The 23,039-nt window shown below is 72.3% G+C and carries 14 protein-coding genes and 5 pseudogenes; 6 read left to right on the top strand and 13 right to left on the bottom strand.

The features are described 5' to 3' along the window. Positions 1-43: 43 nt before the first annotated feature. From BM536_RS26025 to BM536_RS26000, 6 genes and pseudogenes are all read right to left on the bottom strand, one after another. Positions 44-2,960, bottom strand: a pseudogene (locus BM536_RS26025) (glycoside hydrolase family 2 TIM barrel-domain containing protein). 12 nt (positions 2,961-2,972) lie between these two features. Next, positions 2,973-3,787 (bottom strand): annotated as a pseudogene (locus tag BM536_RS26020) (carbohydrate ABC transporter permease). Between the two features lie 77 nt (positions 3,788-3,864). Further along, on the bottom strand, positions 3,865-4,830 hold the full coding sequence (locus tag BM536_RS26015) for a carbohydrate ABC transporter permease (RefSeq protein ID WP_073494260.1): 966 nt from the start codon (positions 4,828-4,830) through the stop codon (positions 3,865-3,867). A gap of 20 nt (positions 4,831-4,850) precedes the next feature. After that, positions 4,851-6,113 (bottom strand): ABC transporter substrate-binding protein, encoded by a 1,263-nt coding sequence (locus BM536_RS26010; RefSeq protein WP_073494258.1) that lies wholly within the window; start codon positions 6,111-6,113, stop codon positions 4,851-4,853. Positions 6,114-6,574: 461 nt separating this feature from the next. After that, the gene (locus BM536_RS26005; protein ID WP_073494256.1) at positions 6,575-7,819 is read right to left on the bottom strand and encodes an ROK family protein; all 1,245 of its coding nucleotides are present in this window, start codon (positions 7,817-7,819) and stop codon (positions 6,575-6,577) included. A gap of 230 nt (positions 7,820-8,049) precedes the next feature. Then, the gene (locus BM536_RS26000) at positions 8,050-9,294 is read right to left on the bottom strand and encodes an FAD-binding protein (RefSeq protein WP_094103578.1); all 1,245 of its coding nucleotides are present in this window, start codon (positions 9,292-9,294) and stop codon (positions 8,050-8,052) included. Between the two features lie 145 nt (positions 9,295-9,439). Between BM536_RS26000 and BM536_RS25995 the strand changes: the two genes are divergently transcribed. Together BM536_RS25995 and BM536_RS25990 are read left to right on the top strand one after the other, a co-directional pair. Beyond that, entirely contained in the window at positions 9,440-10,759 is a 1,320-nt protein-coding gene (locus tag BM536_RS25995) for a radical SAM protein (RefSeq protein ID WP_073494254.1), read from the top strand. A gap of 418 nt (positions 10,760-11,177) precedes the next feature. Beyond that, positions 11,178-12,656, top strand: a pseudogene (locus BM536_RS25990) (cellulose binding domain-containing protein). Between the two features lie 129 nt (positions 12,657-12,785). Here the strand turns inward: BM536_RS25990 and BM536_RS25985 are convergent. The 4 genes from BM536_RS25985 to BM536_RS25970 form a co-directional block, all read right to left on the bottom strand. After that, positions 12,786-14,450, bottom strand: a complete 1,665-nt coding sequence (locus BM536_RS25985; protein ID WP_094103577.1) for an alkaline phosphatase D family protein — start codon at positions 14,448-14,450, stop codon at positions 12,786-12,788. 299 nt (positions 14,451-14,749) lie between these two features. Next, complete coding sequence (locus tag BM536_RS25980; RefSeq protein ID WP_073499314.1) at positions 14,750-15,703, bottom strand: anti-sigma factor RsbA family regulatory protein; 954 nt, start codon at positions 15,701-15,703, stop codon at positions 14,750-14,752. Then, on the bottom strand, positions 15,700-16,035 hold the full coding sequence (locus BM536_RS25975) for an STAS domain-containing protein (RefSeq protein WP_245873774.1): 336 nt from the start codon (positions 16,033-16,035) through the stop codon (positions 15,700-15,702). The genes BM536_RS25980 and BM536_RS25975 overlap by 4 nt, the downstream gene beginning before the upstream one ends. Before the next feature lie 261 nt (positions 16,036-16,296). Further along, the gene (locus tag BM536_RS25970) at positions 16,297-16,509 is read right to left on the bottom strand and encodes a DUF4287 domain-containing protein (protein ID WP_073499318.1); all 213 of its coding nucleotides are present in this window, start codon (positions 16,507-16,509) and stop codon (positions 16,297-16,299) included. Between the two features lie 395 nt (positions 16,510-16,904). On the opposite strand from BM536_RS25970, the gene rsgA reads away from it, so the two are divergent. From rsgA to BM536_RS25955, 3 genes are all read left to right on the top strand, one after another. Then, positions 16,905-18,002, top strand: a complete 1,098-nt coding sequence (gene rsgA, locus BM536_RS25965; protein ID WP_094103576.1) for a ribosome small subunit-dependent GTPase A — start codon at positions 16,905-16,907, stop codon at positions 18,000-18,002. A gap of 270 nt (positions 18,003-18,272) precedes the next feature. After that, a complete protein-coding gene (locus BM536_RS25960) occupies positions 18,273-19,658 on the top strand; it encodes a bifunctional transcriptional activator/DNA repair enzyme AdaA (RefSeq protein ID WP_094103575.1) in 1,386 nt (461 codons plus the stop codon). After that, the gene (locus BM536_RS25955; protein WP_079275260.1) at positions 19,645-20,205 is read left to right on the top strand and encodes a methylated-DNA--[protein]-cysteine S-methyltransferase; all 561 of its coding nucleotides are present in this window, start codon (positions 19,645-19,647) and stop codon (positions 20,203-20,205) included. The genes BM536_RS25960 and BM536_RS25955 overlap by 14 nt, the downstream gene beginning before the upstream one ends. 24 nt (positions 20,206-20,229) lie before the next feature. Here the strand turns inward: BM536_RS25955 and BM536_RS43165 are convergent. The 3 genes and pseudogenes from BM536_RS43165 to BM536_RS25940 all read right to left on the bottom strand — a co-directional run. Continuing rightward, positions 20,230-20,333 (bottom strand): annotated as a pseudogene (locus BM536_RS43165) (PPOX class F420-dependent oxidoreductase); the annotation flags it as partial. 101 nt (positions 20,334-20,434) lie between these two features. Continuing rightward, positions 20,435-20,917, bottom strand: coding sequence for a DUF456 domain-containing protein (locus BM536_RS25945; protein WP_073499320.1), 483 nt, complete (start codon positions 20,915-20,917; stop codon positions 20,435-20,437). A 64-nt stretch (positions 20,918-20,981) separates the two neighbouring features. After that, the gene (locus tag BM536_RS25940; protein ID WP_073499322.1) at positions 20,982-21,965 is read right to left on the bottom strand and encodes a helix-turn-helix transcriptional regulator; all 984 of its coding nucleotides are present in this window, start codon (positions 21,963-21,965) and stop codon (positions 20,982-20,984) included. A gap of 447 nt (positions 21,966-22,412) precedes the next feature. Between BM536_RS25940 and BM536_RS40845 the strand changes: the two are divergent. Then, positions 22,413-23,039 (top strand): annotated as a pseudogene (locus BM536_RS40845) (protein phosphatase 2C domain-containing protein); the annotation flags it as partial.

The raw sequence follows: 23,039 nt of genomic DNA, 5'->3' as shown, positions 1-23,039 counted from the left end.
TGACCCGGCGGCCGGTGGAACAGTTGGGGCCGCCGTCAGCCGGTCAGCCGGTCGGCCGGTCAGCCGTCCCCGCGAACACGAAGGAGAACTCGGCGGGGCCGGCGTGCAGGAAGTACCGGGGCAGCGGGCCCGGGCCGCAGGACTGCGAGCCGATGCCGTGCTGGCCGTGGTCGAGGTTGACCCACACGGTCGGCCGGGCACCAGGTCGGTCCGGTGCCGGGCCGCGTCGAGCTGTTCGTTCGTCCAGCGCCGGGCGCTGAACCAGAACTCGGGGTCGCCCTCGATGCGCAGTCCACCGAGTTCCGCCCAGCGGACGTCGGCACGAGCGCCGTTCTCCTGTGGACGGACGTACGGCGTCTGTAGATCGTCCACAGTCGACTGCCATCGGCCGACCGTCGACGCCGCCCTGCTGTCCGGATACGCCTCGCCGGGCCCGCCGCCGAACCAGGTCACGCGGTCTGCTCCGGCGAGTCCGAAGCGGATGCCCAGCCGGGGCAGCGGCAGTGTCCAGTTCCCCTCGGGCGCCACGGACACCGTCAGCCTCAGCCGGCTGCCGTCGGAGGTCCAGCGGTACACCGTGGCGAGTCCGACCTCGCGGGCGGGGGGCGCCACCCTGGTCCGGACCGTCAACGAGTCGTCGCCCAACTCGATCGCGTCCAGGCGGTGTCGCATGCGGTGCAGGCCCAGGTCGCGCCACAGCACGCCGTAGCGGGTGTCAGCCTGCCACTCGGCGCCGTCGTCGTTGTCGGTGGGTGCCCGCCACACATCGAGGCGCAACCCTTCGACGGCCACCCCGCCGATCGAGGTCGGCGTGCCGGTGCGGGCGTCGAAGGAGGCCGGGCCGAGGGTGATCAGCCGTTCGCCGGCGACCGGTGCGGAGGTGGGAACGACGACCGGCCGCGGCCGGGCGGCCGCCGCGAACTGTCCCCACGCCACCGGGTGGCCCCGCGCCGCCCACGCGGTGTCGGCCGCCAGCAGCGCCCGCACGGTCCACGACGTCTCGGCGCCCCGCCCGTCCACCGGCGGTCGGGGCAGCTTGACCTCGGCCGACTCGCCGGGTGCCAACGGTGGCACGCCCAGCGGGCCGGTCTCGACGGTCTCGCCGTCCACCTGGTACGACCAAGTGAAGGCGAGCGCCGAAAGGTCGGCGAAGTCATGGGCGTTGGTCACCCGCACCGTGCCGTCGGTGCCGTCGCCCTCGATACGGACCGGCTCGATCACCTTCTTGAACTCGACGAGCCCGGGGGAGGGGGTCCGGTCAGGGAAGAGGAGGCCGTCGCAGACGAAGTTCCCGTCGTGCAGTTCCTCGCCGAAATCGCCTCCGTAAGCGTACGCGTAACGGCCGTCCTCGATGCCGTGGTCGATCCACTCCCATACGAAGCCGCCCTGGAGTCGCTCGTGCGACTCGAACAGCCGCTGGTAGTCGGCGAGTCCGCCGGGGCCGTTGCCCATGGCGTGGCCGTACTCGCAGAGGATGAAGGGCAGCCGGCGCCGCTTCGCGGTCCCGCCGTCCAGGCCCCGGCCTATGCGCTCGACCTCGTCGTGGAAGGCGTACATCCGCGAGTACACGTCGGTGTCACGGCAGTCGAGGTCGCCCTCGTAGTGGACGAGGCGTGAGGTGTCCCGGCCGCGGATCCACTCGGCCATGGCGGTCAGCCCGCGGCCCGTGCCGGCCTCGTTGCCCAGCGACCAGATCACCACCGACGGATGGTTCTTGTCCCGTTCGACCATGCGGGAGGCCCGGTCGAGGAGGGCCGGGGTCCAGCGGTCGTCGTCGACGGGGTTGTCGCGCCAGTCCTGCTCGACGAAGCCGTGGGTCTCCAGGTCGCACTCGTCGATCACCCACAGGCCGTACTCGTCGCACAGCCCGAGGAAGGCGGGGTGCGGCGGGTAGTGGGAGGTGCGGACGGCGTTGATGTTGTGCCGCTTCATGAGCAGCACGTCCTCGCGCATCGTCTCGAGGTCGAGCGCGCGGCCCCGCACGGGATGCCATTCGTGCCGGTTGACGCCCTTGAACAGCACCGCCGTGCCGTTCACCTTGATCAGTCCGTCCTCCAGGGAAACGGTGCGGAAACCGATGCGCAGCGGGATCCGCTCGCCCTCCGTCACCAGTTCGCCGTCGTACAGCCGGGGCGTCTCCGCGCTCCACGGCTCGACGGGGACGGTCACCGCCTCGCCCGTCGCGACATCGATGTCGAGGGCGGGCACGGTCACCCGCCCGTCGACGTCGGAGTCCACGCACAGGGTGCCCTCGCCCGTCACATGGTCGTAGGAGGCGCGCACGAAGAAGTCGAGGGCGCTGCCCGCCGGGCGGTGCAGCAGCGTCACGTCACGGAAGATGCCCGGCAGCCACCACTGGTCCTGGTCCTCCAGGTAGGAGCCCGCCGACCACTGGTGGACGCGCACCGCCAGTACGTTGCCCACGGTCTTCAGCAGATGGCCGACCGCGAACTCGTGCGGCAGGCGGGAGCCCTTGAACTCACCGATGTCCGTGCCGTTCAGCCAGACGCGGGCACAGGACTCCACGCCGTCGAAGCGCAGGACCGCGCCGCCCTCCGTCAGGGCCGGCCAGTCCTCGGGCAGGTCGAAGACCCGCAGGTGGTCGCCCGTCGGGTTCTCGGTCGGCACCCGCGGCGGTCGACCGGGAAGGGGTAGAGGTGGTTGGTGTAGATGGGGGAGCCATGCCCCTGGAGAACCCAGTGACCGGGGACGGCGACCTCGGCCCAGTCCCCGGCGTCGTGGCCCGCCGCGGCGAACGACTCGTCCTCCGCGTCGGCCGTCGCCGACAGTCGGAAGCGCCAACTGCCGTTGAGCGAAAGCGCCTTGGCGTCCGAAGCCGCATACCAGGCGCGGGGCGGGAGGGCCCCGGAGCCCGGCGACACGTCCTCGACGTAGGACATGGACGACGGGGAACCCCCCGCCCGGGCGAGGCCGGGAGCGGGGGAGGTGCGCAAAGACATCGGTCTCCTTGCTCAGCCCTTGATGCCGGTCTGGGCGATCCCCTGCACCAGCAGCGCTGGAGGAAGAGGAAGACCAACAACAGGGGCAGGATGGAAATGGCCGTGGCCATGAAGATCAGGTGGTAGTTGACGGTCTGGTTGGTCATGTACGACGACAGCGCCACCTGCACCGTCCAGGCGCTGGGGTCCTGTCCGATGACCAGCGGCCACAGGAAGGAGTTCCAGCCGTTGATGAAGGTGATGGTCGCGATCGCGGCGAAGAAGTTCAGGGAGTTGGGGACGACGACCCGCCAGTACGCGCCCCAGTAGCCGAGCCCGTCCACCCGCGCCGCCTCCTCCAGTTCCTTGGGGAACCCCAGGAAGTACTGCCGGAACAGGAAGCAGGTGAAACCACTGAAGAGGCCCGGAATGATCAGACCGCGGTAGGAGTCGATCCAGCCGAGGGACGACACCAGGACGAATCCGGGCACGAACGTGACGGCCGTGGGGACCATCAGCGTGAACAGGACGCCGTGGAACACCTTGTCGGCGTGCCGGTACGGGATCCGGGCGAGGCCGTAGCCGGCCAGGGAGCACACCAGCAGCGTGCCGACGGTGTGCAGTACACCGACGACCAGCGAGTTCCACAGGGCCCGGCCGAAGTCCACCGTCGTGTCGTCGAACGGCTCGGAGATGTTGCCCCACTGGATGTCGGTGGGGAAGAACTTCCACTCCTCACCGGTGATCTCAGGGTCGGTGGAGAGGGCGTTGCGGACGAGGACGTAGAAGGGGATCAGGAAGAGGACGGCGGCGAGGCCGACGGCGACGTACAGTCCGGCGGAACCCATCACCCCGCGGGCGCGCCGGGCGGGGCGTCGTGGCGCGGCGGCCGGCTCGGTCCTGGTCACCTCGGATGCGGTCGTGGTCACTTGGAACCCTCACCCCTTCCGAAACCCATGATCCTGCCCTGGAAGAGGGTGACGAGAACGATCAGCAGGGTGAGGATCACCGCGCCGGCGCTGCCCGCCCCGTAGTCCTGGCTGTCGCCCAGGGCGGTGTAGTACAGCTCGACCAGCGGCGGCCGTCCCCAGGTGGTCTTGGACAACAGGTTGAAGAACTCGTCGAAGGCCTGGTAGGCGGCGATCAGCAGCAGCAGGATCACGGCCGTCGAGGTCGCCCGCAGCTGCGGCAGCGTGATGTGCCGGAAGGTCTGCCATCCCGGCTTGGCACCGTCGAGGGCGGCCGCCTCGTACAGCTCGCCGGGGATGTTCTGCAACGCGGCCAGAAAGAGGATCATGTAGAAACCGGATTGCAGCCACAGCCGCGCGGTGACGATGACCAGCCAGTACCAGGGCGGGTCGGGGTTGGCGAGCCAGGCGACGTTCTCGGCGCCGAACCAGCCGATCACCGTGTTCGCCAGGCCGAACCGGACGCCGTTGAAGAGGGACATCTTCCAGATCAGCGAGGCGGCGACATAACTGCACGCCGTCGGCAGGAAGAAGACCGACCGGAAGAACGCCCGCATGAACCGCAACCGGTTCACCAGCAGGGCGAGCCCCAGTGACAGCGCCCAGGTGGTCGGCACGATGATGGCGGCGAAGACGGTGAAGGTGAGGAGGGCGCCGGTGAAGTTCTCGTTCTCCAGCATGTACCGGTAGTTGTCGAACCCGACGAACGTGCTGGGCGTGACGGTGAAGCGGGCCTCGAAGAAGCTGAGCCAGACGCTCCAGCCGATCGGGACGTAGACGAAGATCAGCAGGCCGATCAGGAACGGCCCGGTGAACACCCAGAAGTTGAAGGTGGCGTTGCCCCGCGGCCCGCGCCGCGGACGCGCCTTCACCGGCTCGGTGTTGGCGGGCTCCGCGAGGTCGCGCGAGGTGGTCGTCGACATGGCGTGGTCCGTCCGCCCGCCTATCCGAACAGCTTCTTGAGTTCCGTACCGACGACCTTGTCGCACTTGTCGAGCGAGGCCTCCGGGTCACCGTCCTTGCGCACGGAGTCGGCGAACACGTCCTCGGTCGCCTTGATCATGGCCTGGGTCCAGCCGATGTTGTCGAAGTGGCCGTACTCGCTGAACAGCTTGACGCCCTCGGCCGGCAGACCGGTCTTCAGCTTGGCGGCGGACTGGGCGATCGAGGTGCGCGGCGGGATGTGGAAACCGTAGGAGAGGGACCAGTCCTCCTGGTACTCCTTCTGGTCGATCCACAGCCACTTCACGTACTCCTTGGCCTCCTCGACCCGGTCGCCCTTGGCGTTGACGAACATCGACCAACCGCCGTTGTACACCGACGGTTTGCCGGCGTCGCCGACCTTCGGGAAGGGGAAGATGCCGAGGTCGTCACCGAGGGCCTGCTGCATCACCGGCATGGCCCACATCCCGCAGAACTGGATCGCGGTCAGGCCCTGGGTGAGGGCGGAGGGGTCCCAGTAGTCGGCCGGCGCGTCCAGCAGCAGATCGCCGCTGGTGAACAGCTTGCGCATCTTGCTCAGGCCCTCGACCACACCGTCCGTGTGGTAGGCGGGCTGGTTCCTGGCGTCCAGGGTGTCGGCACCGGCCGCCCAGATCATCGGGCGGATGACCGCTTGCAGCGTGTTTCCGAGGTAGACGCCCTTGACCTTGTCCGTGGTGAGCTTGGCGGCGGCCTCGATCAGCTCGTCGAGGGTCTGCGGCACGCCCACGCCGGCCTTCTCCAGCAATGACTTGCGGTAGAAGAAGAACTGCGGGTCGTCGATCATCCGGACGCCGTATATCTTCCCGTCGACCGTGTGCGACTGGATGTCGGCCTGGTTGAAGTCGTCCTTGACCGGCGCGACGATGTCGGTCAGATCCGCCACCTGACCGCTCTTGACGAGCTGGATCTGCGGGTGGAACTCGAACAGGTCGGGCGCGCTGTCGGTGAGCAGGCTCGCGAACAGCTTGCTCTCGAAGTTCGACCCGGTGATCCACTGCGTGGACACCTTCGCCTTGTCGTACGCGGCCGCGTACTTCTTGATGGCCTGCTCGGTCCCCGCCTCGCCGTAGGCGTGGAAGTACTGCACCAGGCCGGCGCCCGAACTCCCGCCGCTGCGGCCGTTGTTGCCCCCACAGGCGGCCAGGGTGCCGGCGGCCGTCATGCCGGCCGCGGCCCGGAGGAGGGATCGGCGGGACCAGTTGCTGTTGCTCATTGCCGACATGGTGACGTCCTTGTCTCGAGTACGGCTGCGGCTCGCACGGCATCAGCGCCAGAGGGCTCGAAAGGCGTTGCGGTGCGGGACGTTAACCTTCGGCTAAGGCTTCGGCAAGGGGTTGGTCGAAGCCTGTTCGAAGCGTTGCGTAGCGTTCGGAATACCGGACGTGACGGAAGCGGGCGGCGGCGATCTGCCCACGCATCACCCGGTTACGGCCGCGCGGATCGCTCCGGGGATGCCACGGGCGTGCCTCGGGGGTGCCTCGGAAACGCCTCGGGCCCGGCCCCGCGGAACGCCCGGGATGGCCGCGCGGTGCTTTCGCGCATGGTCGCGAGGTGGTTTCGGGAACGCGCGCGGCGCTCTCGGAAACGGTCGATCATGGGGTGCGCGAGGCCGGTCCGGCCCCCGGCCGGGCCGGACCGGCCCGGAAACCGGCCTCCCGGCTGCTCCCCTGCCCTGTCCCTCGCTCAGGCTGTCGGCGCCGTGCGCCCCTTGCCGGACACGACGCGTTGGGCGGTCCGTTGCCCCACCGATTGCAGCGCCCCTTCGAGCGCGAACGTCGCCGCACCCAGGCAGACCGGGTCGGTGGGAATCGGGGAGAGGACGATCTCCGTGGCGGCCAGCGGGCGCCGCAGCGCATGCCGGGCGACAGCCTCGCGGACCTCGTCGAGGAGGGGCCCGCCGAGCCGGGCGGCGACCCAGCTGCTCAGGACGACGACCTCCGGGTTGAGGAGGTTGACCAGGTCGGCGATGCCGGCGGCCAGATAACGGGCGGTGTCTTGGACCACCTTGACGGCCACCGGGTCGCCCTCGGCGACCCCGCGGGCCAGGGCGTCGACGGTGGCGGTCTGGTCCTCCGGGTGCAACAGCGGGCTGCGCGGGTCGAGTTCGCGCAGATTCCGCATGATGCCCGGTGCGCCGACGTACGTCTCCACGCAGCCGTGGTTGCCGCAGTGGCACAGCCGCCCGTCGAGCACGAGCGTGGTGTGCCCCCACTCGCCGGCGCTGTTGCTGACTCCCCGGTGCAGCCCGCCGCCCAGCACCAGCCCCGCGCCGACCCCCGTGCCGAGATTGACGACGACGGCGTCCTCGTGCCCGCGCGCGGCGCCGAACCACAGCTCGGCCACCGCGCAGGCACGGAGCGGATTGTCCAAGTGCAGGGGGTACGCGATGTGTTCGGAGAGCAGGTCGAGCAACGGCACGTCGTGCCAGTTCCAGTTGGGCGCGTACTCCGCGATCCCGGTGGCCCGGTCCACCTGCCCCGGCACGCTCACGCCGACGCCGAGCACCCGGGCCGCCTCGACGCCCGCCTGGGCGACGACCGAGCCCACGGCCGTGGCGACATGGCCGATGACCTGCTCGGGGCGGCTCTCGCCGGGCCGGATGTCCTCCTCGGCGCGGGCCAGCACGTTCAGCGCGAGGTCGAACAGCTCGACATGGACGTACGTCTCCGCGATGTCCACGCCGATCAGCGCGCCCCCGGCGGCGTTGACGGCGACCAGGCCGCGGGGCCGGCCGCCGGCCGAGTCCTCGAAGCCGACCTCCGTGATCATGCGCAGGTCGAGCAGTTCGCCGACCAGGGTGGCGACGGTGGCGAGGCTGAGGCCGGTGGCCGAGGCCAGCTCCTGCCGGGAGGTGGGGGAGCGGGCGATGATCTGCCGCAGCACCTCGTAGCGGTTCGCGGTGCGGATGTCCCGTGAGGTGCGCTTCACCGGAGAGCCCCCTCTCTTCCGTGCCGACAGCCGACAGCCGACAGCCGACAGCCGACAGTCACCGTATCGACGTATTGGCATATCGCATACTGAATACCGGCATACGACATGCTGACATGCCGATCTGCCGGAACCGGGACGGCACCGGCGCCGCGTCAGGCTATGGCGTGGGCCGGGGTTCGACAAGGGGTTAGGAAAGGGGGTTTACAAAGTCTGTCCCGGCCGGCTGTTCACGTGCCGAGGGCGTCCCGCACGAAGGCGTTGGTGAACGTCCCCGCCGGATCCAGTTCGTCGACCAGTGCCCGGAAGTCGTCGATCCGCGGATACCGTCCACGCACCACGGAAGCGGGCAGCTCGTACACCTTTCCCCAGTGCGGTCGCGGCTCGAACGGTTCCAGCGCCGCCTCCAGTTCCCGCACGACCGGCAGTACGGCCGCCGTGTCGTCGATCCAGGTGAAGTGCACGGCGACGGAGTCCCGGCCATGGGCCGGGCTCAGCCACTGCTCGTCGGCGGCGATGGTCCGCACCTCGCAGATCTGCAGTACGCGGGCGACCGTCTGCCGGATACCGTCGATCGCATCCAGGATGCCGATGGCGTGCTCGCGCGGCAGCAGATACTCGCTCTGCAACTCGTTCCCGCTGCTCGGCGTGAACTCCGCCCGGAAGTGCGGCAGCCGCTCGTGCCAGGGCCCCGGCACCCCGAACTGCTCCGTGCAGTTGACCGCGGGCATCCCCGGCACCGGGTGCAGCGCCTCGGTGGCCGGCGCCGCCCACGGGAAGCCGGCCAGGGGCTGGTCGGTGCGCCGCTTGACCCACACCTGTCGGAACCCGGGTGCCCGCCAGTCGGTGAAGAGGCTCACGCTGTACGCGGCCGCCGCGACCGCCTCGAAGTCCAGCCCGTCCAGCGGCAGTTCGGTGAACAGGTACTGCTCGACGTCGAAGGCCGGCTCCAGGTCCAGCGTCAGCGCGGTGACGACACCGAGGGCGCCCAGCGAGGTGACGGCGCCGCCGAACCGTTCGTCGCCCCGCCCGATCACGACGGTCGACCCGTCCGCCGTGACGATCTCCACCTCGCGCACCGGTGCCGCGAGGGGACCGTTGCCCACCCCGGAACCATGCGTGCCGGTCGCCACCGAGCCGGCCACCGAGATGTGCGGCAACGAAGCCATGTTCGGCAGCGCCAGCCCGTGCGCGTGCACCCGTCGGGCCAGCTCCGCGTACCGCACCCCGCCGCCGACCCGCACGGTCCGTGCCGCCGAGTCCACCTCGACCTCGGCCGGCAGCGCGCCGAGCGACAGCAGCACCCCGTCCGCGCCCGGCTCGGCGATCGCGTTGAAGGAGTGCCCGCTGCCCAGTACCCGCACCCGTTCGCTCGCCGCCACGAGCGAACGCAGCGCGTCGAGCGAGGCGGGACGGTGCAGCTCCTTGGCGGTGTACGTGATGTTGCCCGCCCAGTTGGTCACGGTCTCGGCCATGCGGTCGCCCTCCCGAGGGGATCGAGAACCAGGAAACTCCCAGGTGGAACCTACCCTGCCCACAACATGAGGCCCCCCGCCCCCGCCCCCGCGCGACCGGGGGCATACCGTGAGGAGTCGTACGCCTGAGCCGGGAGGAGAGACGATGGGCAGCCGTACCGCGCTGGTCGAAGATCTGATGCAGCGGTTTCCGCATGTTCCGCGGGAGGCCGTCTTCAAGGAGGACCTGCTGCGCGGGGGCGTGGCCTTCGACCCCTCCGCGCTCAGCGACAACGAGGGCGGCGAGGTCAAGCCGAAGTCGTACTTCATCTTCTCCTTCGACCACGGCACCCTCCCCGAGCTGGGCGAGGCCGCACTGCGCCGCCCGCCGGAGGAGATCATCCTCACCGGCGGCCCCTACGACCTGCGGCGCACGGTCGTCTCGGTCCGGGTGAACCCCTCCTCGCCGTACCGCGTGGCCGCCGACGAGGACGGGATGCTCGGCCTCTACCTCGACGGGAAGCGCATCTCGGACGTCGGTGTGCCGCCCATGCCCGAGTACTACCGGCACAAGCTCTCCAACGGGAAGTCCGTCATGGAGGTCGCGCCCACCATCCAGTGGGGCTACCTGATCTACCTGACGGTCTTCCGGGTCTGCCAGTACTTCGGCGCCAAGGAGGAGTGCCAGTACTGCGACATCAACCACAACTGGCGACAGCACAAGGCCGCCGGTCGACCGTATACGGGAGTCAAGGACGTCGAGGAGGTCCTCGAAGCCCTGGAGATCATCGACCGTTACGACACCGCGAAGGCCTCCACCGCCTACACGCTCACCGGCGGCGCGATCACCAGGACGGTCGCCGGGCGCGACGAGGCCGACTTCTACGGTCACTACGCCAAGGCCATCGAGGAGCGCTTCCCGGGCCGCTGGATCGGCAAGGTCGTCGCCCAGGCCCTCCCGCGCGACGACGTGCAGCGCTTCAAGGACTACGGCGTGCAGATCTACCACCCCAACTACGAGGTGTGGGACCGCCGCCTGTTCGAGCTGTACTGCCCGGGCAAGGAGCGCTACGTCGGCCGCGACGAGTGGCACAAGCGCATCCTCGACTCGGCGGAGATCTTCGGGGCGCGCAACGTCATCCCCAACTTCGTGGCGGGGGTGGAGATGGCCGAGCCGTTCGGGTTCACCACGGTGGACGAGGCGATCGCCTCCACCACCGAGGGCCTGCGTTTCTTCATGTCGCAGGGCATCACGCCGCGGTTCACCACCTGGTGCCCGGAGCCGACCACGCCGCTCGGCAAGGCCAACCCGCAGGGCGCGCCGCTGGAGTACCACATCCGCCTGCTGGAGGCCTACCGGGCCACGATGGACGAGTTCGGCCTGTCCTCGCCCCCCGGCTACGGCCCGCCCGGCCCCGGCAACGCCGTCTTCTCCGTCAGCTCCTTCATGGACAGCCTGCCGGCGGACGAGCCCTCGGCGGTATGAGAACGCCCCGGCTCAGGGCCTCGATGGCGTGAGAACGTTCCGCCTCAGGGCCTCGGCGGCATGAGGGCGCCACCGCGCGGGGCCGAGGCGTTATGAGGACGTGAGGACGCCCCGCGCGGGGCTCGGCGGATGCGTGTCGGCAGCGGTGGCGGTGGCGGTTACGGTACGGACAGCGGTTGAGGAATGTTCCACCGGGTTGAGTCGCAGGGCGCTCCGCGTCCGTAGAGAAGGTGCGAGGGGGCGCCTCGTGGGGCGCGTCCGCCCGGTCCGGGCCTCCGTCGTGGCGTCTGTCCGGACATCTGAACAGGGCGCTTGTCAGTTGTGCGGAAGTCGTGAAAAGCTCTGGCTCTGCCGCGAGGTTCCCCCCAACTCCATTGCCGACATGTCGAGTTGACCTCGCTTGTGATGCAGGAGACTCATGCCCGACCTGCCGACCCCCAAGGACGCCGCCGAGGCCGCGCTCTTCTCGGAGTGCTGGGACGCCGTCCTGTCGTACGCCGACCTGTGCACCTCCGGGTCGACCGCGGCCAACCAACTGGCCCGTGAGGCGTTCGCACTCGGCATCCGCGAGGCCCGCGCGGCCGAGACGGCACCCGGCACGGAGCCGGCCGGCGCGCGTCCCGGCTGCCCCGGATCCCCCTGCTGCTGACCGCCGTGCGGACCACGGCGGCCGCCTGGGAGGCCCAGGGGCAGGGCCACAAACTCGATCCCGACCTGCGCCTGTGGCTGAACTCCGGCAAGGCGGCCCGGTACACGGGACCTCCCCTGCGCCGGCCCATCGCCCTGCGCGGGCTGCGGGACATGCAGGAGCCGGACGCCGCACTGCTGTGGCTGGCGGAGGTGGAAGCGCTGCCCCCGCGCGCCGTGGCCCGCCGCCAGGGGCTGGACCCGGCCGCCGCGATGGAGGAACTGAACCAGGTCCGTGGCCTGTTCCGGGACCGCTGCCACCGCAACCATCTCGACACGCCGATGGACGCCGAGTGCCGCAGCTACGTCCGGCTCCTCGACGCCGTCACCCGCTCGCCCGTCGCCGAGACGCCCGAGGACCTCTCCCGCCACCTCGCCACCTGTGTGGAGTGCGCGGAGGCCGCGGCCTGTCTGCGCCTGCACGGCGGCGGGCTGCCCGCGGCGCTGGCCCAGGGCGTGATCGGCTGGGGCGGACTGGCCTACCTGGAGCGCCGCCGGCGTGCCGCCGAGGTGCGGATGGGCGCCGGCCGCCCGGCGCGACCCGGACGGCGAGTGGGGCGACCCCACCGCCACCAAGGCGCGCACCCTGCGCAACGGCCTGCTCGTCGCCGCAGTCCTCGTCTCCGCCCTGGCCCTCGCCGTGTCACTGATGCCGTTCGGCGAGAGCGACGACTCCGCGCAGGGCGGCACTCCCACCGACAGCACGCCGGTGGCCGGCCCCGGCAGCCCGGCCGGGCCGTCCGCCGGGCCGGCCACCTCGCCGTCGTCGACCGACACGGGCACCGGCACCGGCACCCCCTCCGGCTCGCCGAAGCCGTCCGGCGGCGGTACGCCGTCGGCGACGACCCGGACCGACCCGGAACCCCAGGGCACCTCGTCGTCCACCGCGCGCACGGCGGCCTGCGAGGTGGCGTACGACCTCGTCAACCAGTGGCCCGACGGCTTCCAGGCCACGGTCACCGTCACCACCGCCGAGGCGCTCGACTCCTGGCGGGTCGGCTGGTCCTTCCGGGACGGCCAGCGGGTCGAGCAGATGTGGGACGCGGCCGTGGCGCAGGACGGCTCGCGGGTCACCGCATCCGCCGCCGACTACAACAAGGACGTCCCGGCGGACGGCTCCCTCTCCTTCGGCTTCCTCGCCTCCTGGCAGAACAAGAACACGGCACCGTACGCCTTCAGCCTCAACGGCGAGGCCTGCACCCTCTCCTGACCCGGCGCCGAAACCGCCGAAACCGCGGAGTGAGACCGCCGAGCGGCACCCCTTCGTCGCGTCGCACGGCACCGCGTCGCACGGCACCGCGTCGCACGGCACCGCGGCGCACCGCATCACACCGCCGCGTCACACCGGCACCAGCCCCGGATTGCCCGCCTCCGTCACGAAGGACGCCGCCGTGGAGATGGGGGAGCCCGGGGTCGTCACCGCCGCCAGTGTCCTGAAGTCGGCGCGGGCCGTCTCCGGCGTCAGCTCCACCCGGACATAGCCGCGCCGCCCGTCGTAGAAACGCAGGTGCGGGTTGGCCGTGAGGTAGGTCTGCCAGTTGGCCGGGCGCTCGGTGCCGTCCTTGCCGCTGGCGATGGACGTGGCGACGATCTCGGTGCCGAGGGTTCGCGAGGCCGGGTCGTCGAAGTCCGCCTTGATGTCGAAGGCGTAGCCCACATGGACGTCGCCGGTCAGCACGACCAGGTTGCGTACCCCGGCGGCCTGCGCCCCGGCCAGGATGCGGCCGCGGGAGGCGCGGTAGCCGTCCCAGGCGTCCATCGACATCTTGGCCTGCGCGTCGGTGGACAGTCTGCGCTGGGAGAAGCAGACCTGTTGCGGCATCACGTTCCACACGGCGTCGGAGGCCTGCCAGCCGTCCAGCAGCCACCGTTCCTGGGCGGCGCCGGTCATGGTGCGCGCCGGATCGTCCGACTCGGGGCCGGGGGCGTGCGGGACGTCGCCGTAGGCCTGGTCGGAGCGGTACTGGCGGGTGTCGAGGACATCGAACTGCGCGAGCGAACCCCAGTGCAGACGCCGGTACAGCGGCATGTCGGGCCCGATCGGCGCCCGGCCGGCGCGCAGCGGCTGGTGCTCCCAGTACGCCCGGTAGGCGGCGGCCCGCCGCAGCAGGAACTCGGCCGGCGGGCTGCCGTGCTCGTCGACGGCGCCGGCGTAGTTGTTCTCCGTCTCGTGGTCGTCCCAGGCGACGACGAAGGGATGGGCGGCGTGGGCGGCGCGCAGGTCGGGATCGCTCTTGTAGAGGGCGTACCGGAGCCGGTAGTCCTCCAGGGTGACGGTCTCCCGGTCGAACACCGCGGGCAGCACCCGGTCCGCGTATCCGCGCGCGCCGCCGGCGGAGTTCACCGCGTACTCGTACAGGTAGTCCCCGAGGTGGAACACCACGTCGACGTCCTCCTGCGCGAGATGCCGGTGCGCCGTGAAGTACCCGTCGTGGTACGCCTGGCAGGACACGGCCGCGAAGGAGAGCGCGCCGGGGGCGGCACCCAGGGCGGGCGCGGTGCGGGTGCGGCCGGTCTCGCTGATCCAGGCGCCCGTCCTGAACCGGTAGTGGTACGGCCGTCCCGCGTCGAGGCCGGTGACGTCGACGTGCACGGTGTGGTGGTACTCGGGCTGTGCGAGGGCGGTCCCGCTGCGCACCACCGTGCCGAAGCGCTCGTCCTGCGCGACCTCCCACTCGACGGCGACGCTCTGTCCGGCCAGCCCGCCGCCCGGTTCGTACGGTGCCGGGGCGATCCGCGTCCACAGGACCACGGAGTCGGGCAGCGGGTCGCCGGAGGCCACGCCCAGGGTGAAGGGGTCCTCGGAGATCCTCGCCGGGTCGAGCCGGCGGGCGGCGGCCGCGCCCCTCGCGGGGACCTGGGTGGCGAAGGCGAGGGCCGCCGCGGCGGCAGTCAGGGTCAGGAACCGGCGGCGGCCGAAGTGCCCGGCCGCGGCGTGTAATTGCGGGCCGTGCAGGGTGGCGGGGCCGGAGAGCGGGGTGCGGTGACGGCCGATCGGGCGCATGGGGCTCGGCTCCCGTGAGGATCAGGGGGCGTCTGCGGCCTCGGCGGCCGGAGCCCGCGGCGCGGGCCCTCTAGATGCTAAGCGGACGATCCTCGTAATTCCGGCAGATGTGACGCTTCTTCGGTACGGCGGTCGCCGGACGGAGTGGCATCCGGGGCGCCTTGACGGGGCGTCAACGCTGGGGAGGCGCGGTGAGGGCGTCAGCGCGGGGGAGGCGTGGCGAGGGTGCCTGTGTGTGGTGGGGGGCAAGGGGCGCGGGGAGGGCGGCCGTGGCAGGTGCGCGCGTGGGGCCGGGGTGCCTACAGGCCGAGGTACATGCGCACGGTCGTGCCGTCCGGTGCCGTGTGCAGGCGCACCAGGTCGGCCACGTAGTGCACCAGCATCAGGCCCCGGCCGCCGATCTGGCCGCGCGCCGGCGGCCTGCGGCCGGCCAGCGGGTCGATGAGCCGGCCCCGGTCGCGAACCTCGCACACGACCTGCCCGGCCTCGGTCCAGATCCAGAGCGTGCCCTGTCCACCGCCGTGCACCACGCTGTTGGTCGTCAGCTCCGCGACGGCCAGTTCCAGGTCCTGGAGGCGCTGCCCGCCGAGGCCCAGCCGCGCGGCCCGGTCGACGGCGAAGTGGCGGACGTCGGGAAGTTCGGCGGAGCCGAAGGTGAAGACGGTGGCGTCCGGGGCGGGCACGAGCACCTCGTTGTACCGGTCCACCACGGCCTGCCAGTCGTAGGCGTCGCTTGCCCGTTCGCGGCCCCCGGCGATAACGGTGGGGTGGGTGAGCCGCGCGTCCGCGAGTACGTCCGCGTCCAGCCGGGTCTCGTCGTACGGGCACAGGATCGTCGCCGCCCGGCCCGCGAAGGCCGCGTTGATCAGCGCCTCGTGCTGCGCGCACGCCGGGTACTCCACGGAGCTGCGGCCGGCCCAGACCGGCTCCCCGACGATCCGCACGCGCGCGTGCGGATGGGCGTCGGAGAACGCGCGCAGTACGCGGGGGATGATCCGCCCGGGGTTGCGGCCGGCGTCGGTCATGTCCAGGAGGAGGACGTCCTCGGCGTCCGGCCCGAGGCCGGACCTGATGAGGTCCAGGTTGGGGCCGGGTACGGCCACCGCGACGGGCTCGCCGAGGGCCAGACCCTCCCGGACGAAGGGCACCATGTGGTCGGTGTACTCCTGTCCGTCGCGGTAGAACAGCGCCGGGTGTTCGAACGTTTCGTCCTTCCCGGCCTTCTCGTCCTTCCTGTCGGCTGCGGTCGTCATCGCGGCGCCACCTCGATCCCGGACAGCGCGGGCCAGAACAGGGCCAGTACGCGCGACAGTTGCGGGGGCGGACACTCCACGACGACCCGTCCGCCCGGCAGGTTCATCGCGGTGACGGCGAGCGCCGACACCCCGGCCACGTCGACGAAGCCCACGCGGGAGAGTTCGACGTAGGACACGTCCGCGTGCCGTCGGGCCAGTTCGGCGAGGGCGTCCTCCCAGGACGGGCGGGTGGTGACGCCGATCTCGCCGCTGACGCGGATTCCGGCACGGTCGGACAACGGGCTCACCTCCAGCACGGCACCGTCGTGCGCGGGAGCGGGTTTCCTCACGTCACGTGCGCCTTCCACACTCGGTCCCCTCCGAGGCCGCAGGCCGAAGCTCGGTCCCGGCGCGGCGGGAAGGGAGGACAGCGCCCTTTTCCGGCCACCCTTTCCGGCCGCCCTTTTCCGGCCGTACGGCCCAGCGCCGCCAGGCGGGTCGCGGGCGCCCCGCCCGCTCGTTGCGGCTTCCCCGGCACGGCGCGGACATGCCTCTGTGTTCCCGTCCCGCACAGGTGTCCCACAGGGGTCCCACAGGGCGGTGCGGCCGGCTCAACTGTCCTTCTTCTCCGCGAGGTTGTGCGCCACGAGGGCGTTGGCGTGGCCGTGCCCGAGGCCGTGCTCGGACTTGAGCCAGGCGACCAGCTCCATGTGCCGGGTCAGCGGCGAGCTGCGGATCAGCTCCTGCCACTCGGCGATCGGACGGCCGTACTTCTTCTCGATCGAGGGGAAATAGCTGGCGGGGCCCTTCACGGGAGCGTTCATCGCGGTGGTGTCCTTTCCTGCGGTCCCCACGGTGGGACAGTCACTCTTCATGACCCCGGAAGGGCGGAGAAACGATCGCCCTGAGGGGTGTGATGTGCGTCACGGGTCCATCCTGGCGGGTCTCCGGCGCGGGTCGGGGAAACCAGTTGGCGTCCTTCCCCAGCACGGCCCTATCCTGACGGGGCTTCATCCGACGGCCACCGGCCGCGACCCGGATGACGCGAGAACACGGATCAGGAGGTGTGACCGATGACTGTCGCCGACACGGGTGCTGTTCGCAGCCACCAGACGTTCGTCCACCCCACCTCCGCGGTCCCCGGCTGACCACACGAGCCACACGAGCTTCCGCGCGCCTTCGAGCGTGCCGCCGGGACCGCCCCTGTGAAGGGTCTGTCTTGAATCTCTCCACCTCCCCGGCTCCGTCCCACCCGCTGGCCTCCTACGGCTGGGACGAGGGATGGGCGGCCGAGTTCGCCGTACACGCCGAACGCGGTCTGCTGCCGGGCCGGGTCGTCCGTGTCGACCGTGGCCAGTGCGACGTCGTCACCGGCGACGGCGTCATCCGCGCGGACACCGCCTTCGTCACCCCGCACGACCCGCTGCGCGTCGTGTGCACCGGGGACTGGGTCGCCGTCGACCCCGACGGCAGCCCGCGCTACGTACGGACGTACCTGCCGCGCCGTACCGCCTTCGTGCGCTCCACCTCCTCCAAGCGGTCCGAGGGGCAGATCCTCGCGGCCAACGTCGACCACGCGATCGTCGCCCTGTCGCTCGCCGTCGAACTCGACCTCGGGCGGGTCGAGCGGTTCCTGGCACTGGCCTGGGAGTCCGGCGCCCAGCCCGTCGTCGTACTCACCAAGGCCGACCTCGTCACCGACCCGGCCACGCTGGCGTACTTCGTCGAGGACGTCGAGAACAGCGCGCCCGGCGTGCCCGTGCTCACCGCCAGCGCCATGGCCGGGCACGGCGTCGGGGAACTGGCCGCTCTCCTCGGCCGGGACACCTCCGTGCTGCTCGGGGCGTCCGGCGCGGGCAAGTCGACCCTCGCCAACGCGCTCGTCGGCGAGGACGTCATGGACGTGCGGGCCACCCGTGACATGGACGGCAAGGGGCGGCACACCACGACCACCCGCAACCTGCTGCCACTGCCCGGCGGCGGCGTCCTCATCGACACGCCGGGACTGCGCGGCGTCGGGCTGTGGGACGCCGGACACGGCGTCGGTCAGGTGTTCGCCGAGATCGAGGAGCTGGCCCGGCGCTGTCGCTTCCAGGACTGCGCCCACGAGCGCGAGCCGGGCTGCGCGGTGCTCGAAGCCGTGGAGGAGGGCGAACTGCCGGTCCGGCGGCTGGACAGCTACCGCAAGCTCGTCCGGGAGAACCAGTGGATCGTCGCCAAGTCCGACGCCCGTCTCCGCGGGGACGTCCGGGACGACTGGCGGCGCAAGCAGGCCGCCGGCCGGGCCGCCGGGCGGGCCAAGCGCGCGGGGTGGTGAAGGGCCGGGACGACCGGTGGCCCGAGCACGCCCGGCAGCCGTGACGAAGCACCGACGGGCCGCCGCCCGGGCGCGGCGCGGCGGTCCGGACCGGTGAGGACGGGGGAGGGCCGGGCCGGTCACCGGTGAGGCCGGGGGCCGGGTCGGTCACGGTCCGACGGGGGACCGGACCGGTCACCGGTCAGGGCGGACGACCGGGGTCCGGCCGTCACCGCCATGTCCGATTTCCGCTAGCGACATCCTGAGCGCGGGCGAAGACTGGGACCCGTGATGGACGAGGAGAGCAGGTACGAGGCGGTCCGCAGCCGGGACGCCCGGTTCGACGGCGCGTTCTACTTCGCCGTCGAGACGACCGGCATCTACTGCCGGCCCAGCTGCCCCGCCGTGACGCCCAAACGCCGCAACGTGCGGTTCTTCACCACGGCCGCCGCCGCGCAGGGCTCGGGCTTCCGGGCCTGCCGGCGGTGCCGGCCGGACGCCAGCCCGGGGTCCGCCGAGTGGAACGTGCGCGCCGACGTCGTGGGCCGCGCCATGCGGCTGATCGGCGACGGCGTCGTCGACAGGGAGGGCGTCGCCGGGCTCGCCGCACGCCTCGGCTACAGCGCCCGCCAGGTGCAGCGCCAGCTCACCGCCGAACTCGGCGCGGGCCCCGTCGCCCTCGCCCGCGCGCAGCGTGCGCACACCGCGCGGGTCCTGCTCCGGACGACCGGACTGCCGGTCACCGAGATCGCCTTCGCGTCCGGCTTCGCCAGCGTGCGCCAGTTCAACGACACGATCCGGGCCGTGTACGCCGCCACGCCGACCCAGTTGCGGGCGGCGGCCCCGCGCCAGGACCGTACGGCCGTGTCCGGAGCCGGAATCCCGCTGCGGCTCGCCCACCGGGGCCCCTATCGCGCCGGCCCGGTGTTCGACCTGCTGGAACGGGAGGCAGTGCCCGGTGTCGAGGAGGTGAGCGGCCCGCCGGGCGGCCGGACCTACCGCCGGACGCTCCGCCTCCCCTACGGCACCGGCGTCGTCGCCGTCGAGGAAAGGCCGGGCCTCACACCCGGCGGCGCCGTCCACCCCGGCGGCTGGCTCGACGCGCGCCTGCACCTCACCGACCCGCGCGACCTCACCACCGCCGTCCAGCGGCTGCGCCGGCTCCTCGACCTCGACGCCGACCCGTACGCCGTCGACGAGCGGCTCGGCGCCCACCCGAGGCTCGCCCCGCTCGTCGCCGCACGGCCCGGCCTGCGCGCGCCGGGCACCGCCGACCCGGAGGAGTACGCGGTGCGCGCGCTGGTGGGTCGTGCAGAGGCCGCACACCTGGTCCGCGCCCACGGCAAGACCCTGGACGCGCCGCACGGCGGCCTCACTCACCTCTTCCCCGAACCGGCCGCCCTCGCCGACTCCGGCGGCACCCTGGGCAGGCTCGCCGCCGCCCTCGCCGACGGCACCGTACGGCTCGACCCGGGCGTCGACCGGGACGACGCCCAGCAGGCGCTGCTCGCCCTGCCCGGCCTGGACGGCCGTACCGTGGCGGCGATCCGGGCCCGCGCCCTCGGCGACCCCGACGTCGCGCCGCCCGGCGCCGGCGTCCCCGACAGCTGGCGTCCCTGGCGGACGTACGCCCTTCACCACCTGCGTGCAGCGGAGGAACCTCATGTACTTCACTAGCGTCGACAGCCCGCTCGGCCCCCTGCTCCTCACCGCGGGCCAGGACGGCGCGCTCACCTCGCTGTCCGTCCCCGGGCAGAAGGGCGGCAGGACCGTCCAGGAGGACTGGCGGCGCGACCCCGGCCCCTTCCGCGCCGCCCGGGAGCAGCTCGCCGCCTACTTCGCCGGCGACCTGGAGGAGTTCCGGCTGGAACTGCGCGCCGAGGGCACGCCGTTCCGCAGGCGCGTATGGGCCGCCCTGGACGCCGTGCCCTACGGCGCCACCACGACGTACGGCGAGATCGCGGCCCGCGTCGGAGCCTCACGGGCCGCCGTACGGGCCGTCGGCGGGGCCATCGGCGCCAACCCGCTGCTGATCGTCCGGCCCTGCCACCGCGTCATCGGCGCCGACGGCTCGCTGACCGGCTACGCGGGCGGCCTGGAGCGCAAGGTGCGGCTGCTGACGCTGGAGGGGGCCATGGCGGACGCCGTGGAAGCGGCCGTGGAAGAGGCTGTGGAGCGGGTTGTGGAAGGGGGCGTGGGAGGAAGCCCGGTGGGGGCGCTCTAGGAGCCGGGGAGCCGGGGAACCGTCCTCCTCCAGGCCCCAGCCGTGCATCGGAGGGGACGGACGCGGATGACCTCCTCGCTGAAGTGGGGCCCGAGACCGTGCGGGCCGGTCAGCAGCGCCGCCTCACCCCCGGCCCGGCACACAGGCTCCTGGGCCCAGGACCCGGGACCACTGGGGGCCACGAGGGCTACCGCGGCCTACCGCAGGGGCTGCCCGGGGCCACCGGCGCCTACCACCACAGCACCGCCAGCAGCCACGCGCCGGTGATCAGCAGACAGGTGAAGAGTTCCGCCAGGATGCTGGAGCCGCCCGCCCGCATCACCGTGCGCAGGGAGGCGCGGGCCGCATCGGGGCGGCCCAGGCGGAGCCGCTCGGAGAGATAGACACCGCCCAGGAAACCCGGGATCGCGCCGAGCACCGGCACCAGGAAGAAGCCGAGGAAGGCGCCTGCTCCGGCGTATCCGGCCATCCGGCGGGTGGCACCGCTCGTCTTCAGACGGCGCGGCGGCAGCGCCCAGCGCACCACCTGGCACAGGAACAGGGCGCCCGTCGCGCCCACCAGCACCAGCCAGGCGACCGGCTCGGGATCCTTGAGCGCCCACCACAGGACCGCGGCCCACACCAGCCACGATCCCGGCAGGCCGGGCACCAGCACTCCGCACAGACCGAGCAGCATGACCAGCCCGACCAGCAGGAGTTCCCACGCTCCCATCTGCCCAGCCTGCCGGAAGCGGACAGCGTGGGCAGGTCGAGCGGGTGGGGTCCCGCGGCGCCGGTCAGCGCTCCCGGGTCACCCAGCCGCGCTCGTGCGCGTGCCAGCCCAGTTGGAGCCGGGTCGCCGCACCGGTCAGCTCCATCAGGCGTCTCACCCGGCGCTGTACGGTCCGCAGCCCCACGTCGAGCTGTTTGGCGACGCTCGCGTCGGTCAGACCCGCCAGCAGCAGCGACAGGATCTCCAGATCGGCGGCGTCGGGACCGGCCGGCGCCTCCTCCGTGACACCCCGCTCACCGAGCCGTAGGGGCAGGGCCTGCCGCCACACCGACTCGAACAGGCCCGACAGCAGTTCCAGCAGCCCGCTGGCGTGCACCACCAGCGCCGCGGGCTCCGCCGAGCGCACGGTCAGCGGCACCAGCGCCAGCGAGCCGTCCGCGACGACCAGCTTCGTCGGCACCTCGTCCACGACCCGCACCTGTTCGTCGCGGGCCAGCGCGGCCGTCAGCTCCGTGACGCCGTCCGGCTGGTCGAGGACCGCGCGCTCCAGCACCACGCGGTACCGCACCCCGCGGGCCGCCGCCTGCTCCTCCGCCTCGTTCTCCACGCCGGTCACCGCCACCGGCGTACCCGTGACCAGCGCGCACACCTCCTCGGTGGCGCCCAGCTGGATCTGGAGGAAGCGCTGGGAAACCGCTGCCGCGCCGGTCACCACCTCGACCAGGTCGTGCACGGACGGTTCGGCCGCCGCGGCCCGGTACTCCTCGGCGAGCAGCGCCGCCGCCAGCTCCGCCTGCTCCAGTTCGTGGCGCTGCCGGGTGAGCAGCGCGCCCAGCGCCACACCCGGAGGCGCCGCCACCCAGCGGCCCGGCCGGCCCGAGGACTGCGCCGCCAGCCCGTGCCGCTCCAGCCTGCGCAGCGTCCGCTCCGTGTCCTGCTCACCGAGCGTCAGCCGGCGCGCCAGGTCCGGCACGTCGGCGGCGCCCACGGACACCAGCGCGCGGTACGCCGACTCGTGCCGTTCGTCGAGCCCGATCGCTCCCAGCACCGCTGCCGCCCCTCCGCCTCTCCCGGACATGCCTGACCTGACTGGCGGGAACCCGCCACGGCGTGATCCCGCCGCGGTACATCATCGCCCCGGCCCCGGTCACTCTGCCAAGGTGTGGCCACGGCGGTAACCGGTGATCATCCGCGGACGTCCCGATCGTCCGCCACAGCGGATCACCAGGAAGACCGTGCACACCCGGGCCTGTCGGCCGTGCCGGCCCGGCGCCGGGGTGCACCCGGGGACGTGGTCCGGGCTCATGACGCGCAGGGGCGCATAGGGGATATGGGCCCGGACCACCCCCGAGTCGCCGGGCGGTTCTCCCGTGGGGGGTGGAACCGCCCGGCGGCCCTCACCACGCGCCGCTCGCACGGCTGTTCCCGCACGGGCTGCGACGCATTTTCCCGATGCCCCGTTTCCCCGCGGCCCTCGCGGTGGACAATCAGGGACATGAGCCAGCAGGGGGCAAGGCCCACCGGTCACGAGGACGACTGGTGGGGCCAGTTGTACGACGACACCACCGAGGACACCGGCCCCACGGCCGCCGTGGACTCGCTGGACGACAGATTCGCGTCGGCGGCGGGGACGGTCAGATCGGGCGGCCCGGGCGACGTGGTTCCGGCCGAGCGGTCCGCTCCGGCTGAAGCACCGCAGGACGCGGAGCCGAGGGCGGCGGAGTCGGCCGTCGGTTCGGGACCCGGTCCGGTACCTCCTTCGGCGCCGGCTTCGGTGCCGGGGCCGCGCCGGGAGGCGCCCGGGCGGGCCGACTGGTGGGCGGGGGAGCCGACGGGGAAGCAACCGTCGTCGGCCGGGGCGGCTGACGGCGATCCGTCCGACCCGCGGCCCGACGATCCGCCCGACCGGCACCCCGCAGGGCACCGCGCCGCCTGGGAGCCGCCGTCGGACCGTCCCTCGGGACCGACGGCCTTCCTGCCCGGCCCCCTGCCACCGGGCTTCCACGAACAGGAACGTCAGGGCTTCGCCCCGGTCGGCGGTACGACCCCGGAAGCGGCCCCCACCACCCCGGCCCCGGAGTCGGAGCCGCCCGCGGGGACGGCGCCCACCGACCCCCGCCAG

Source organism: Streptomyces phaeoluteigriseus (assembly GCF_001896135.2).
In the GTDB taxonomy this organism is placed as follows: domain Bacteria; phylum Actinomycetota; class Actinomycetes; order Streptomycetales; family Streptomycetaceae; genus Streptomyces; species Streptomyces phaeoluteigriseus.
The sequence above is the reverse complement of the archived record's forward strand: the minus strand, read 5'-3'. Positions and strand labels throughout refer to the sequence as shown.